The sequence below is a fragment of the Streptococcus mitis genome, assembly GCF_946188615.1.
In the GTDB taxonomy this organism is placed as follows: Bacteria; Bacillota; Bacilli; order Lactobacillales; family Streptococcaceae; genus Streptococcus; species Streptococcus mitis_BZ.
In genome coordinates, this window is the sequence record NZ_CAMHVK010000003.1 from 45,995 (window position 1) to 59,788 (window position 13,794).

Here is a 13,794-nt window from a genome sequence, read left to right on the forward strand (position 1 = left end):
CATTTTTTCCTTGTTTTTCTTCTGATTATAGTTTTTATTTCTTGCTGAGAATTTCAAGCGTTTCAAGCAAGTTATCTGCATGAACTTCGATGGTATCACCAGTCGCTTTAATCTTCACTTCTACGATACCATCGGCTGCTTTTTTACCAACAGTGATACGGATTGGCAATCCAATCAAGTCACTATCGCTGAATTTAACACCAACACGTTCGTTACGGTCATCTGTCAAGACTTCGTAACCAGCTCCCATCAAGCTTGCTTCAAGCTTTTCTGTCAAGGCTTGCGCTTCATCATCCTTGACATTGACAGTGATCAAGTGCACATCAAATGGTGCCAATTCTTTAGGGAAGTTGATTCCCCAAGCGTAACGGTATTCACCTTTTGGCGTTTTGTTAACAAAGAGGCGAGCGTGTTGCTCCATCACTGCTGAAAGGAGACGGCTGACACCGATACCGTAACATCCCATGATAATTGGCACAGCACGGCCATTTTCGTCCAAAACATCTGCTCCCATACTTGCTGAATAGCGAGTGCCGAGTTTGAAGATGTGACCAATTTCGATACCACGCGCAAAGTTAAGGACACCTTGTCCGTCTGGAGAAATTTCACCCTCACGAACTTCACGGATATCCACATATTCTGCAGTAAAATCACGGCCTGGGTTCACACCAGTCAAGTGGTAGCCATCTTCGTTAGCACCGACAACTGCATTGCGAACATCTTGCACTTTACGATCTGCAATAATTTTAATATTCTCTGGCAAAGCAACTGGGCCAAGTGAACCAAATCCTGCTTGAACAACATTTGCCACTTCTTCTTCGCTAGCAACGTCAAAGAAATCTGCTCCCAAGTGGTTTTTCAACTTAACTTCATTAAGCTGATCATTTCCAACTAGAAGGGCGGCAACAAGCTCACCGTCTGCCATGTAGAAGAGGGTTTTAATCGTTTGTTCTTCTGGAACGTTGAGGAAGGCGGCAACTTCATCGATTGTTTTAACATCTGGTGTTGCAACACGAGTCACTTCTTCTTCAGCAACGACACGGTTGCTTGGTTTGTACTCGTTTGTTGCCATTTCCAAGTTAGCAGCATAGCTAGACTCACTTGAGTAAGCAATGGTATCTTCACCAGAAACCATCCATTTAAGCAATTCTGCCTTGATTTCTTCTTGCACTTCTGCAGGAATTTCATCAAATGAAGCAACTGACTTGTCCAAGACGACCCAGCGGTCAAGGTCTGTACGAGCAGGTGTAATGGCCATAAATTCTTGGCTGTCCTTACCACCCATAGCTCCACCGTCACCAATAATTGCCTTGAAATCTAAACCACTACGAGTGAAAATACGCTCATAAGCAGCCTTGTACTCATCATAAACACTGTCCAAGCTATCATAGTTAGCGTGAAAGCTGTAAGCATCCTTCATGATGAACTCACGTGTACGAAGAAGTCCATTACGTGGGCGTTTTTCATCACGATACTTAGGTTGGATTTGGTAAAGGTTGAGTGGCAATTGCTTGTAAGACTTAACAGAATCACGGACAATAGCTGTAAAGGTTTCTTCGTGAGTTGGACCTAGGATAAAGTCTGATTTTTCACGATTTTTTAGTTTGTAAAGGTCTTCACCATAAGTTTCGTAACGACCTGATTCGCGCCACAATTCTGCACTGAGGAGGGCAGGAGCCAACATCTCAACGGCACCAATCTTATCAAATTCTTGGCGCATGATATTTTTGGCTTTTTCAATCACACGGTTGGCAAGTGGTAAGTAAGAATAAACACCTGCTGAAACTTGGCGAACATAACCAGCTCGCAACATAAGAGCATGGCTAATAACTTGAGCATCGCTTGGCATTTCGCGAAGCGTTGGGATAGGCATTTTACTTTGTTTCATAATATTCCTCGGTTATCTAAAAAAGAGTCGCATGATGTCATTCCAGGTCACAGCGATCATCAAGACAACCATGATGACCACTCCGGCCAAGGTGACATAGGTTTCAATTTCTTGTTTCAATGGTTTGCGGCGAATGGCTTCCAGGATATTGAGCACAATCTTACCACCATCCAATGCTGGAATCGGAATAAGATTAAAAATCCCAATATTGATGGAAATCATTGCCAAGAAGTACAAGACATTCTCAATTCCATTTTTAGCAGCATCACTACTTGCCTTAAAGATGGCAACAGGTCCACCTAGCTTGTTCAAATCCGGTTGGAAAATCAGATTTTTCAGAGCTGATAGAATTCGTAGGGCCGAGTCAGCAGCAGTTGTAAAACCACCTACAAACATGGATAGAAAATCTGACTTAATCCCCGGTTGAACACCTAGAAGGTAACGACCTTGACTTTCTTCCGGACTAACAGTGACTTGTTTGTCACTACCATTTTCAGAAATAGTCACATCCAAAGTCGGGGCCGTCTTATCTTTGGTTTCTGTTTCCACAGCCTGAATCAAGCTTTCCCAGTTGTTAATCTCATGTGAGCCAATCTTGGTAATTTGTGCCGTTTCTGGCACTCCCACCTTGGCCAAAGCCCCTTGGGGCATGACATGGAACTGGTTAGTATCAACATCTCTGACGCCACCCTGCATGAAGATTAAAATCCAAAAAACAACGACACCTAAGATAAAGTTATTCATAGGTCCTGCAAAGTTGGTAATGAGTTTGCCCCAGATAGTTGCATTTTGATATTGAACATCCAAGGGAGCAATCCGAACCTCAGTACCATCTGCTTCCACAACCGTTGCATCGTGATCTACTGCAAATGTTTTTTCTTCTTCCAGAACCAAACCCTTGATAAAAAGCTTGTCTTCAAAGTCAAACTGGGTCACCTGCATAGGAAGAGCTGTTTGATCTAATTTTTTACCAGAAAGATTGATGCGCTTAACCTTACCATCATCAGCAAGAGTCAAACTGACAGGAGTTCCTGTCTTGATTTCAGTTGTATCATCACCCCAACCGGCCATGCGAACATAGCCACCCAGAGGCAAGATTCGAATGGTATAGGCCGTTCCATCCTTGCCAATGTGAGCAAAGATTTTGGGGCCCATTCCAATGGCAAATTCACGCACTAGAATCCCTGATTTCTTGGCAAAGTAGAAGTGTCCGAACTCGTGCACTACCACAATAATCCCGAAAACCAGAATAAAGGTTAAAATTCCGAGCATAGTATTTCCTCCGTCTTTTGATTAAAAGAGTCCAAACAAGTGCATGATTGGAAATACAAGCAACATACTATCAAAACGATCCAAAACACCACCATGTCCAGGGATAAATTTCCCAGAATCCTTGACACCAAAGTGACGCTTGATCGAACTTTCTAGTAAATCACCAAATTGTCCAGCAATGCTAAAGAAAATAGCAAAGACGGACATCTTGTAAATTCCATACGGAAGAGCAACTGTTCTGTCAAACATCATAAAGATGATGGTTACTAAAATCGCACCTAAAATACCACCCAAGGCACCCTCAAAGGTTTTATTTGGAGAAACTGTCGGAGCTAGTTTTCGTTTACCATAGTTCATCCCAACAAGATAGGCACCACTGTCTGTCGCCCAGACGATACACAAGGCTAATAGTGCCTTATCTAAACCTGCAATTCTAGCATCTAATAGAGCATTAAAACCAAAGCCCACATAAAAGCTCATAGCAAGAGGGAAAACAGCATCCTCAATCGTATAGGACTTGCTAAAAACAGTCGTTCCTAACATAATTGAAATCAAAACACTATAGGCAACTACATTCCCATCAACTGGTAAAAAAGTCAGGTAATTCTCCAAGGGAATGGTCAAAGCAAAGGTTGCAAAGAGGGTCAAGAGGCCCTCCATCGTCATGGTCTCTAGACCTCTCATCTTCAAAAGTTCATGCATGGCTAGCATGGCTATGATTCCAATTGCTATCTGAAGCAAGAGTCCCCCAATCATTAAAATTGGTAGGAAAATAGCCAGGGCAATCCCTGCAAACAAGGTTCTTTTCTGTAAATCCTGTGTCATATTTCCTCCTAAACTCCTCCAAATCGGCGATGACGACGATTGTAGGCAAGAATGGCTTCCTGCAAGGCCGCCTCGTCAAAATCAGGCCACAAGGTGTCCGTAAAATAGAGCTCACTGTAGGCTCCTTGCCATGGAAGGAAATTACTCAAACGCAATTCTCCACTAGTACGGATAATCAAGTCCGGATCTCGTAAGTCCTTAGGCAAATGCTGGGTAAAGAGATAGTTGCCAATCAATTCCTCTGTGATGTCACCTGGGTTGATTTTGGCATCTAAAACATCCTGGGAAATCAACTTAAGCGCCTGCGTAATCTCAGCACGTCCACCATAGTTAAGAGCAAAGTTAAGAATCAAACCTGTATTGTTCTTAGTCAATTCCTCAGCCTTGGTTAAAGCTTCAAAGGTTTGCTTAGGCAGTCGGTCCGTCTCCCCAATCATTTGAATCTTAACATTATTCGCATGCAATTCCGGGACATAATTATCATAAAACTCTACTGGCAAGTTCATGATAAACTTGACTTCCTGATCTGGACGGGTCCAGTTTTCTGTAGAAAAAGCATAAACTGTAATCACCTTGACGCCTAGTTTGTTGGCTGCCTTGGTCACAGTTTGCAATGCTTCCATGCCCGCCTTGTGTCCGAAGACTCGCGGTTGCATACGTTTTTTAGCCCAACGCCCATTGCCATCCATGATGATGCCGATATGAGCAGGAACCTGTGTCGGAACCTCTACTTCCACAGCCTTATCTTTCTTAAAAAATCCAAACATGATCTTATTCCTATTCAAAAATCTATCGTTTCATTATACCATATTTCCCTATTTTCTTCTATCACTAAGCTATTTATACTCTTCGAAAATCTCTTCAAACCACGTCAGCTCTATCTGCAACCTCAAAACAGTGTTTTGAGCAACCTGCGGCTAGCTTCCTAGTTTGCTCTTTGATTTTCATTGAGTATTATTCTCAGGCACAAAGCCCATTTCCAAAAAAATAAGCCGCCTGATTGGGCGACTTTATTTTTTATAGGGAGATTATTATGAAAAAGTTTTAGGAGTTTAAGTTAAGGTCTTCTTAACTTATGGACTTAGTATACACTTCCTAGCTTAAAGTTTCCTTAAGTATTTTTAAAAATCAAATTTTTCCATTTTTCCTGCCAATTTTTCTTGGATAATCGTGTTTGATAGAGAGCCATTCGGTCTTCATTTTCTAAGAAATGAGGAGTGGGACGAACTTGAAAATTCAAAATATCCTCCAAACCATAAGGTGCATAGAGTTCAAAATCGGATTCTTCATTCAAGCGTAGTCCAACAGCCGTACACCGTTCTGGATACTTACTCATAGCATCACAAGAGCTGCTATAGGGAGCAGTATGAGGGCTGTGCTGGTGCATATAGACCTGATTTTTCAATTCCCACTGGTACTGAGGAAAGTCCTCTCTCAGCTTTTTCTCTAGGGACAAGGTTTCCTCATAAGAAATATCTGGATCAAAGAAAATCACATCTACATCTGTTTCAAGATCAAATGCTGGTCTCTCTGACAAGAGATTCCAGATAAAATTTCTGACAGAACCTGCTGCCAACCAAGAATCTTTCAGACCAAGGTTTCGGATGATAGTCAGAATAGCCATCATATCCAGATTTTCTCTGAAAACTTCCAGAATTTCTTGCTTATTTTTCATTGTACTCATACCCCAAATGCTCATATGCCTTAGCAGTCGCCACCCGTCCAGACCGTGTCCGCATGATAAAACCTTTTTGAATCAAGTAGGGCTCATACATGTCTTCAACTGTCTCACGCTCTTCTGCTATGTTAACAGAAAGAGTTCCTAGACCAACAGGACCACCACCGTACATCTCAATCATGGTGCGAAGGATTTTCTGGTCCACATAGTCCAAGCCTTCATGGTCAACATCTAGCATGGTCAGAGCCTTATCGGTAATAAGATCATCGATAACCCCATTCCCCATAATCTGGGCAAAATCGCGCACGCGCTTGAGGAGACGATTGGCAATACGAGGGGTTCCACGACTACGCAAGGCCAACTCAGATGCCGCCTCATGAGTGATTTCCATCTCAAAAATATCTGCTGTCCGCTCAACAATTTCTGTCAAGTCAGCATGGGCATAATACTCCATATGCCCTGTAATCCCAAAACGTGCCCGTAGCGGATTTGAAAGCATACCAGCCCGAGTCGTCGCACCAATCAAGGTAAAAGGTGGCAACTCCAAATGAACGCTGCGACTGCCTTCACCAGCCCCAATCATGATGTCAATGTAGAAATCCTCCATAGCACTATAAAGCACCTCTTCCACTGACATGGGCAAGCGATGAATCTCATCAATAAAAAGGACATCCCCAGGCTCTAAATCATTCAAAATCGCTACTAGATCACCAGCTTTTTCAATGACTGGACCCGAAGTCTGCTTGAGATTGACACCTAGTTCGTTGGCAATAACAAAAGCCATGGTCGTTTTTCCCAAACCTGGAGGGCCAAATAAGAGGACATGATCCAGCGCTTCATCCCGCATTTTGGCAGCCTCGATAAAGATTTGGAGCTGGTCCTTGACCTTGTCCTGCCCAATATATTCACGTAAGTACTGAGGACGGAGCGTGCGTTCTACTAACTCCTCATCCCCCATTATCTCATTATCTAAAATTCTACTCATGGCTCTATTATATCAAAAAACCAAGCCACAAACAAAAAAGCCACCTGATTGGGTGACTCCTGAGTTTAGCACTTATGTGGTATAATATTCTACGGCACTTCTACACCGCCTGCGAAAGGAGGTGAGATAGCCCATGATGGAATTAGTACTCAAAACTATCATCGGACCAATTGTGGTCGGTGTCGTTCTTCGTATAGTCGATAAATGGCTAAACAAGGACAAATAGTGTCAAAAAAGACCTCAAGCTTATTTGGTCGTGAGCTTGGGGTCTTTTCTAGCCTATGATATAGAACTAGTACTCAATTCCTTTTTATTATCCCATAGTTCACGAATTTTGTCAAAGGTTTATATCCTCATCCATTCAGCTTCTCCAACTTTAGAATCTGTCCAATAAAGTTTATAAGATTTAGAGAAAGCTATTGAAAAATGATATTTAGAAAACTTCCGAAAAGCCTGAAATAGAGCAAAAAAACTCCACCTGATTGGGTGACTCCTAAGTTTAGCACATATGTGGTATAATATTATTCGGCACTTCTACACCGCCTGCGAAAGGAGGTGAGATAGCCCATGATGGATACAATACTTAAAACTATCATCGGACCAATTGTGGTCGGTGTCGTTCTTCGTATAGTCGATAAATGGCTAAACAAGGACAAATAGTGTCAAAAAGACCCCAAGCTTATTTGGACGTGAGCTTGGGGTCTTTTCTAGCCTATGATATAGACACAATACTTAATTCCCTTTTATTATCCCATAGTTCACAAAATTTGTCAAAGGTTTATATCTTCATCAATTCAGCTTCTCCAACTTTAGAATCTGTCCAATAAAGTTTATAAGATTTAGAGAAAGCTATCGAAAAATGATTTTTAGAATAGTCCCCAAAAGCCTGAAATAGAGCCAAAAAACTCCACCTGATTGGGTGGAGTTAAGGGAGATTATTATGAAAAAGAAAAGTTTAGGATTTTATTAAATAAAGTTAGGAGGTCTTTATTTAATAACTATATAATACAAGACGAAGCTTAAAACTAGCTTAACTTTTCTCAAATTTTACTATTATGCAAAAAATTTCTATCACTAGCACTTCACCTCACAAAAAAGTCACCTGATTGGGTGACTTCATTAGGAGATTATGATGAAAAAAAGTTTTAGGATTTCATTAAATAAAGTTAGGAGGTCTTTATTTAATAACTATATAATACTAGACCATCCTTAAACTTTACTTAAGAACAAACAAGTTTTATTATTTTTCTCTGTTTATCCAAGTCATTCCTATATAACACCTCTTAGAGTTCTCTCAAACTCTTGTACTGTCGTCCATTTTTATCAAAATTTTCAGAAGCCAACCATATTTCTAAACGAGCTTTGACTTGAGGCCAGTTCTTATCAATCATAGACAACCAATCCGTATCTCTCGTACGCCCCTTATAAACGACTGCCTGACGGAAGGTTCCTTCATAGACAAATCCCAAACGCTCCGCAGCTCGTCTGGATGGCAGATTAAGAGAATCACATTTCCATTCGTAGCGACGATAGTTAAGCTCCTCAAAAACATATCGCGCTAGGAGATACTGAGCCTCTGTCCCTATACGTGTTCCCCTGAGTTCTGGAGAAAAAGTGACCGCTCCCACTTCTATCACTCGGTTATTCTGGTCAATGCGCATGAGAGAAAAAGTTCCCAAGGCCTTACCAGTTTCCTTGTCTATAATTGCATAGTAAAAGCGATCCTTACGAGCCAACATCTGATTTAAAACGGCAACCAGCTCCTCCATATCCGCCACTGACTCCTGAAAGAGGTAGGTCCACATCTCTCGAGGAGTATCTGGACCATAAACAGCTAATAAATCCTCCGCATGCTTTTCCGCCGAAAGAGCCTCTACCCTAGCATAACGCCCTTCTAAGAAATCAATAGAAGGCAATTCGCCCGGTGTATAACCTTCCATTGACTCACCAATCATCTGACCATATTCATTTACTGGCATAGTATTCTCCTTGTTTTTACACTGAAAATACTATATCATAAATTACTCTAAATGGAAACTAGCACTCTCCTCTAACTTCATACTAAACACTACACTATTTATCCGTTTTCTTTCTTTTATCCTCCAAGGCTTGATTAATTTGTTGTGTGAGTTTATGAGTCCGCCAGATTTGATACAACCATATCAATCCATAAATTAACAAGAAAAAGAACCAAAGCAGAGGGCTCCATAAAACTGAACCCCAGCCAAAAAATAGAGAGGTCAATACTAAGACAGTAGCTGTAACTAATAAATGAACTCCTACACGTATACTAAAAGCAAGAAACTCTAGCTTTTCAAGTATTAAAGTCAATACCCCCATAATTCCACCCATTAAAAACAGAGCTAGAATATTTTTTACCATTGGTGCAGGATAGGTAATGCTTGGATAACACTGAGCTAATAACATCATACTCAAATAAAAGAAGGAAGCCGTGCGCATTCCCGATACAAAATAATCAATTAATCGTTTCATGATTTTCTCCTATAAACCTAGATAATTCATTAAGGACTTAACGTATTTCCGACTCACACTAGATTTGATGCCCCGAGTCATTTTAGCCATCATGTTCCCTGAAAAACTATCTGATAACGATTCTAAGTGGTCAATGTTTATAATTGAATGACGTGATATCTGTATAAAGTTACGCCGATTAATCCGATTCTGAAAGTTTATCAATGTTTCCTTAGTTTTATAAATCCCGTCTACCGTATAAATGGTTAATAAATTCTTATCAATATCAGCTAGAATAATATCCTCAATCTTCACCATAACCAGATAATCATCCGCCCGAATAGGAATGGCCACCTGATTGGTTGTTGAAAATTGTTCTAAATACTCCATAACTTCCCTTGCTTGGTCAGTTAACTGAGCTGCCTGAATTACAATATGTGGGTCCTTTTCTGAAAACTCTGTCTTCATTTCAAAACGAATCTTCATTTTCTCTCCAATATACCTTTATTTTCTCTTGCTAAACACTTTAACAAATAAAAGCCAAAGAAGAATAGCGACAAGACTGATAATAACCACTATAAAGTATGTCTCTTCCTTTGTCAATAGTTCTTGCCAGTTGATTTGAATTCCCATTTTTTCTTGAAATTCCTGTAACAGACTGCTATTTCCTGTAAATGCAGTTTCTAACCGCTCTTTCATTAAAATTTGTCGATAGAGAGAAGCAATATAAGTTGCAGGGGTACACTTCATGATAATTTGTGCAAAATCAGGTAATACTCCAATGGGGATATAAGTTCCTACCAAAAATCCAGAAGCAGTCCCCACTATAGTTGCCAGTTTGCCAAGACTATCTACAGATTGAAAACGGTAAATCAAAAGAATATTTACCACACTTGAAAGCAGACTGCTTAACAGCATAATCAAAGTAATTTCCGGTAAATAACTGATAACTGGACTTTCTCTAAAATAAAGGCTCATAACAGCAAACATAAACACCTGCATGACAAAAGAAATGATAATACTGCTGATTAGATAGGACACCTGTAAGCCCCAGCTACCTAAATCTGTCAAGAAAAGATCTTGATCTACTTGATTTTCACGATCCTGTATCATTTGTGTAAGAGCCGCAAAACTGGTTGTAATCCCAGTCACAGCCAAGGTCCCACCCATCAGCCAGTTATTTAAAAGCTTCGTATTATCAGGGAGTTGGGTCCAAGCATCCGTCAAGTTCTTCTGCAAAAAAATGATATAAAGCAGGAAGGAAATCAATGCCCCCAATAATGAGAAAAATACTCCTGAACGATTACGAAAATATAAGATAAAATTCCGTTTCAATAAAGCTAACATTAGCGAACCTCTCTTCCTGTAAGTGCAATAAAGGCATCATCCATGGTACCTGGGCGAAACTCAAAAGAATCAATTTCTTCTCGAACTTTTTCCAAATATTCAATAGCTTCCAGTGACGTTCTTGGATAAAAAAGATATTCAAACTTATTTTCTTTCTCTACTACCATCCCAGTCCGTAGCAATTTTTCTAAATCGGTTATTTCTTTAAAACGAATTTTTAGGATATTAGATGCATACTGACTTTTAATCTTAGTCGCAGAACCTTGTGCAATCACTTTCCCATGATCAACGATATAGATCTGATCCGCTTCATCCGCTTCATCCAGATAATGTGTCGTTAAGATAATAGTCATTCCTTCATCCTTTTGTAGTCGATACAGAAGATCCCAGATTGATTTGCGAGTTTGAATATCAAGACCTGTCGTTGGTTCATCCAAGAAAAGGATATCTGGTTGCGAAAGAAGAGCACGCGCAATATCAACCCGACGTTTTTGCCCACCTGATAAAGTCCCATATAGTTGTTTCTGGAAAGCAGTCAAGCCCAGTTGATGGATCAAATCATCCACACGACTCGCTGCAATCTCCTTATACTGTTGCGCGCGAATAGTGAGATTTTCCCTAACCGTTAACATCTCATCCAGTACACTAGCTTGAAAAACAACTCCGATTTTCGTATTTGGCGCATAGCGAATCTGACCTTGTGCCGGCTTTTTCAAACCGATTAACATGGAAATGGTGGTTGATTTTCCTGCACCATTGGGTCCCAAAATAGCATTAAAACTCCCTTTTTCAAACTCTAACTGAATATCGTCAACTGCCATATGATCGCCGTACCGTTTAGTCAAATGTTTAGCTTGTAAAATCATATTTTTCCCTCCTCTTTACCTCACTAGTTTAACAAAAAGAATGACAGAAAAAGCGACTTTTGAGATAAGTGGTTAAAATAAAAGGTTAAGTGGTGAGATGATTAGGGTTAAGTTAAAGTAGAGAAGGCTACAGCCATTTTTCTCCTACCGAATTGCTAAATGAAGCTTAAAAACACTTACAAGAACACATTATATTTTTAAATATGCGCTATAAAAGAGATGTTTTACCGCATCTGGCCGAAAAATTCAAGAATCGGTAGTATTATTCTCGCCAAATCAAACAATAAAAAATTAACTAGAAATCATGACACACAATCCCTTCTATCAAAATGAAACTGCTGAATATGATATGATTGAATTTGAAGCAAGTAAGTATTGTCCTGAATTTGAAACTTCCATTAGCTAAATTTTTAACGACAAGTAAATCCATTAGGAAATAATCTATGAAAAGAATTTTCAATACAAGCAAAAAACAGCTCTTTTTATCCGAGAAGAGCTGTTCTATTTTATGAAAGAGAAAGTCACTAGTAACTCTTGTACTTCTCTCTATTTTTTACTGTTTGTATTCAAATTTCTCTTGTTTTAGTGTTTGCTTTTGTAGACTGGACTACCAACCAGAACTGTGTTTTTATCTTAGTTAGGACTATTATAGTACGGTTCAGCACTATCTACAAATTCTTCAGATGTGTATCAAAAAAATTTATCGTAACAAGCCAAGAGTCTACACTTTCTTTCATTAATAAGCGCCAATCTTTTCGATAACGATGATTCGGTTGATAAGCAACCGTCAACATATGCCCTGTTTCATGGTATTTTTTAAACAAAATGGATTCCCCTTTATAATGTGAAATGATATCATCTATCGCGGATGATGCATTCCATATTTCATCAACATCGCTTCCTAGTAATAATAAAGGGGAGGAAATTTTACTCACATCAATCTGAGCCCTACTATCTTCAGGAATATGTTTTCCAAAAAACTTATTTAACAAATACTCTCCTAACTGAAATTTTTGATAAGGAAGTTCCTTTTGTAAATATGTCCAAGAAGATGAATTAGAATTGAGTTTTCCCTTTATTCCCTCAAATATTACATTTGAGGGGGAATTGAGTACCAAACATTGCACATCTTCCAAAATACTTTGTCCAGCCAGAACAAGCTCTGCTCCTTTAGAGCGACCATATATTCCTATTTTTGTATTATCAACTTGAGGATGATGATATAGAAAATCTTTCGCCTCCTCCAGACATTCTATTGGAATTCGTTCTAAATTTTGGGGTAATCCCTCTAAACCAAAATAAGCTATCGCAAGACAAATATAGCCTCTAGAAGATAAAAGTTGGGCAATATTCTGAGCTTTTTCAATTCTTCCCTCACTACCGCTAACAATAATCACGGCTGGCGCCCTTCTTAACTTTTCATCATAAAATAATCGACCTTGAAAATGCTTGTCATAGATATCTTGATATCTTACTCCCAGATTCATATAACGCCTTACAAAACTTTGCTCCGCGACCATATCTTTTCCCAGCCTGATTTTAATTTCAACACCAAAACAATCTCGTAATGGAATTCTATCAAGAGAACTCGGTAATCTCCTTTTCCTATTCTTCAACGGTTTCGCATTAAAGAATAATCCCATTTCTGAAACTCCTTTATAAGATCCCGAAATAGATGCCGTCTGAGAGGTATCAATCATACCGTCCTGATCAGATAAAAAAATTGCGGTTGATTTCCATATAACATCATGATCTAAAAGCAAGGGAGCATTTATACAGTAATAATCAGACAGGTACATTTCTACACAATACATTGCCCTTGGTTCTAAACCATTAATAGCAATATAAAAAGATTCATCCGCTAAATCTGTTTGTGAAATCAGTTCTATGTTTACAGTCATATCTTCTCCTTTTTGTTAATTTACTTAACAATTATATTTGAAATTTACCGTGACTTTTACCACGGTAATTCTCCCCACACCTTTTCAATATCCTCCATCAATTTCACAACTGTTTTAAGTTCCACCTCGCTATAGTTGTTTAAAACTGAAAAGATTGATTTTTCAATATATTCTTGTTGCTCCTTATGGATTTTAAAAATTTCGATGCCTTTTTCCGATAATCTCAAATATTTATTTTTCCCATTATTCGGATCAAAATCAAAAACAACTAAATTTTTTTGAATCAATCTCCTAACACTTTGAGTTATTGCACTTCTTGAAACTTCTAATAATTCAGATAATTTTACTAGATTTAAGGGCTGATTTTCCCCAATCACAACAATCAAATGTACCTCATTCAAAGTAATGGATTTGTCAACACCACTTTTATGTTGATTTTTTTTTAACTGGTCAAACGCTAAAATAAATCTATTGAAACGATTATTAAATGCAATAAATTCTTTTTTATCCATAATCTCTCTTTCCTTTGTTAATCATATTAACAAAACAGAAACTTCCTG

Annotated in this window: 15 protein-coding genes; 2 read left to right on the top strand and 13 right to left on the bottom strand. The window is 39.0% G+C overall.

Going from position 1 to position 13,794, the window contains the following annotated elements:
* Window positions 1-34 precede the first annotated feature (34 nt).
* The 6 genes from OCF95_RS03595 to ruvB form a co-directional block, all read right to left on the bottom strand.
* Entirely contained in the window at window positions 35-1,888 is a 1,854-nt protein-coding gene (locus OCF95_RS03595) for a proline--tRNA ligase (RefSeq protein WP_261104918.1), read from the bottom strand.
* 12 nt (window positions 1,889-1,900) lie between these two features.
* Window positions 1,901-3,160 (bottom strand): RIP metalloprotease RseP, encoded by a 1,260-nt coding sequence (rseP, locus tag OCF95_RS03600; RefSeq protein WP_261104919.1) that lies wholly within the window; start codon window positions 3,158-3,160, stop codon window positions 1,901-1,903.
* Between the two features lie 21 nt (window positions 3,161-3,181).
* Window positions 3,182-3,985 (bottom strand): phosphatidate cytidylyltransferase, encoded by an 804-nt coding sequence (locus OCF95_RS03605; RefSeq protein ID WP_000189852.1) that lies wholly within the window; start codon window positions 3,983-3,985, stop codon window positions 3,182-3,184.
* Window positions 3,986-3,993: 8 nt separating this feature from the next.
* Window positions 3,994-4,752 (bottom strand): isoprenyl transferase, encoded by a 759-nt coding sequence (locus tag OCF95_RS03610; RefSeq protein WP_000466719.1) that lies wholly within the window; start codon window positions 4,750-4,752, stop codon window positions 3,994-3,996.
* Window positions 4,753-5,096: 344 nt separating this feature from the next.
* Window positions 5,097-5,669 carry a nucleotidyltransferase family protein gene (locus tag OCF95_RS03615; RefSeq protein ID WP_261104922.1) on the bottom strand — a complete coding sequence of 191 codons (573 nt, stop codon included), beginning with the start codon at window positions 5,667-5,669 and terminating at the stop codon, window positions 5,097-5,099.
* Window positions 5,650-6,648, bottom strand: coding sequence for a Holliday junction branch migration DNA helicase RuvB (gene ruvB / locus OCF95_RS03620; protein WP_004242086.1), 999 nt, complete (start codon window positions 6,646-6,648; stop codon window positions 5,650-5,652). The genes OCF95_RS03615 and ruvB overlap by 20 nt, the downstream gene beginning before the upstream one ends.
* Before the next feature lie 133 nt (window positions 6,649-6,781).
* Between ruvB and OCF95_RS03625 the strand changes: the two genes are divergently transcribed.
* Both OCF95_RS03625 and OCF95_RS03630 read left to right on the top strand, forming a co-directional pair.
* A complete protein-coding gene (locus tag OCF95_RS03625) occupies window positions 6,782-6,874 on the top strand; it encodes a type I toxin-antitoxin system Fst family toxin (RefSeq protein WP_000970381.1) in 93 nt (30 codons plus the stop codon).
* Window positions 6,875-7,215: 341 nt separating this feature from the next.
* Window positions 7,216-7,308 carry a type I toxin-antitoxin system Fst family toxin gene (locus OCF95_RS03630; protein ID WP_000969508.1) on the top strand — a complete coding sequence of 31 codons (93 nt, stop codon included), beginning with the start codon at window positions 7,216-7,218 and terminating at the stop codon, window positions 7,306-7,308.
* Between the two features lie 623 nt (window positions 7,309-7,931).
* On the opposite strand, the gene OCF95_RS03635 is transcribed toward OCF95_RS03630, so the two are convergent.
* The 7 genes from OCF95_RS03635 to OCF95_RS03665 form a co-directional block, all read right to left on the bottom strand.
* Entirely contained in the window at window positions 7,932-8,627 is a 696-nt protein-coding gene (locus OCF95_RS03635; RefSeq protein WP_261104924.1) for a GNAT family N-acetyltransferase, read from the bottom strand.
* A 94-nt stretch (window positions 8,628-8,721) separates the two neighbouring features.
* The gene (locus tag OCF95_RS03640; RefSeq protein ID WP_033684393.1) at window positions 8,722-9,141 is read right to left on the bottom strand and encodes a DUF3021 domain-containing protein; all 420 of its coding nucleotides are present in this window, start codon (window positions 9,139-9,141) and stop codon (window positions 8,722-8,724) included.
* Window positions 9,142-9,150: 9 nt separating this feature from the next.
* Window positions 9,151-9,606, bottom strand: a complete 456-nt coding sequence (locus OCF95_RS03645) for a LytTR family DNA-binding domain-containing protein (RefSeq protein WP_049543950.1) — start codon at window positions 9,604-9,606, stop codon at window positions 9,151-9,153.
* A gap of 18 nt (window positions 9,607-9,624) precedes the next feature.
* The gene (locus OCF95_RS03650; protein WP_261104927.1) at window positions 9,625-10,467 is read right to left on the bottom strand and encodes an ABC transporter permease; all 843 of its coding nucleotides are present in this window, start codon (window positions 10,465-10,467) and stop codon (window positions 9,625-9,627) included.
* Window positions 10,467-11,333, bottom strand: coding sequence for an ABC transporter ATP-binding protein (locus OCF95_RS03655; RefSeq protein ID WP_261104928.1), 867 nt, complete (start codon window positions 11,331-11,333; stop codon window positions 10,467-10,469). Before OCF95_RS03655 ends, OCF95_RS03650 begins: the two co-directional genes overlap by 1 nt.
* 668 nt (window positions 11,334-12,001) lie before the next feature.
* Window positions 12,002-13,234, bottom strand: a complete 1,233-nt coding sequence (locus OCF95_RS03660; RefSeq protein ID WP_143952789.1) for an acyl-CoA thioesterase/BAAT N-terminal domain-containing protein — start codon at window positions 13,232-13,234, stop codon at window positions 12,002-12,004.
* Window positions 13,235-13,290: 56 nt separating this feature from the next.
* A complete protein-coding gene (locus OCF95_RS03665; protein ID WP_237447095.1) occupies window positions 13,291-13,746 on the bottom strand; it encodes a MarR family winged helix-turn-helix transcriptional regulator in 456 nt (151 codons plus the stop codon).
* Window positions 13,747-13,794 lie beyond the last annotated feature (48 nt).

Bases quoted from the DNA above. Each gene is read 5' to 3' on its own strand.
- OCF95_RS03655 (WP_261104928.1), bottom strand. From the start codon at position 11,333: ATGATTTTACAAGCTAAACATTTGACTAAACGGTACGGCGATCATATG.
- OCF95_RS03615 (WP_261104922.1), bottom strand. From the start codon at position 5,669: ATGAGTACAATGAAAAATAAGCAAGAAATTCTGGAAGTTTTCAGAGAA.
- OCF95_RS03645 (WP_049543950.1), bottom strand. From the start codon at position 9,606: ATGAAGATTCGTTTTGAAATGAAGACAGAGTTTTCAGAAAAGGACCCA.
- OCF95_RS03595 (WP_261104918.1), bottom strand. From the start codon at position 1,888: ATGAAACAAAGTAAAATGCCTATCCCAACGCTTCGCGAAATGCCAAGC.
- OCF95_RS03665 (WP_237447095.1), bottom strand. From the start codon at position 13,746: ATGGATAAAAAAGAATTTATTGCATTTAATAATCGTTTCAATAGATTT.
- OCF95_RS03630 (WP_000969508.1), top strand. From the start codon at position 7,216: ATGATGGATACAATACTTAAAACTATCATCGGACCAATTGTGGTCGGT.
- OCF95_RS03605 (WP_000189852.1), bottom strand. From the start codon at position 3,985: ATGACACAGGATTTACAGAAAAGAACCTTGTTTGCAGGGATTGCCCTG.
- OCF95_RS03660 (WP_143952789.1), bottom strand. From the start codon at position 13,234: ATGACTGTAAACATAGAACTGATTTCACAAACAGATTTAGCGGATGAA.
- OCF95_RS03625 (WP_000970381.1), top strand. From the start codon at position 6,782: ATGATGGAATTAGTACTCAAAACTATCATCGGACCAATTGTGGTCGGT.
- OCF95_RS03610 (WP_000466719.1), bottom strand. From the start codon at position 4,752: ATGTTTGGATTTTTTAAGAAAGATAAGGCTGTGGAAGTAGAGGTTCCG.
- ruvB (WP_004242086.1), bottom strand. From the start codon at position 6,648: ATGAGTAGAATTTTAGATAATGAGATAATGGGGGATGAGGAGTTAGTA.
- rseP (WP_261104919.1), bottom strand. From the start codon at position 3,160: ATGCTCGGAATTTTAACCTTTATTCTGGTTTTCGGGATTATTGTGGTA.
- OCF95_RS03650 (WP_261104927.1), bottom strand. From the start codon at position 10,467: ATGTTAGCTTTATTGAAACGGAATTTTATCTTATATTTTCGTAATCGT.
- OCF95_RS03635 (WP_261104924.1), bottom strand. From the start codon at position 8,627: ATGCCAGTAAATGAATATGGTCAGATGATTGGTGAGTCAATGGAAGGT.
- OCF95_RS03640 (WP_033684393.1), bottom strand. From the start codon at position 9,141: ATGAAACGATTAATTGATTATTTTGTATCGGGAATGCGCACGGCTTCC.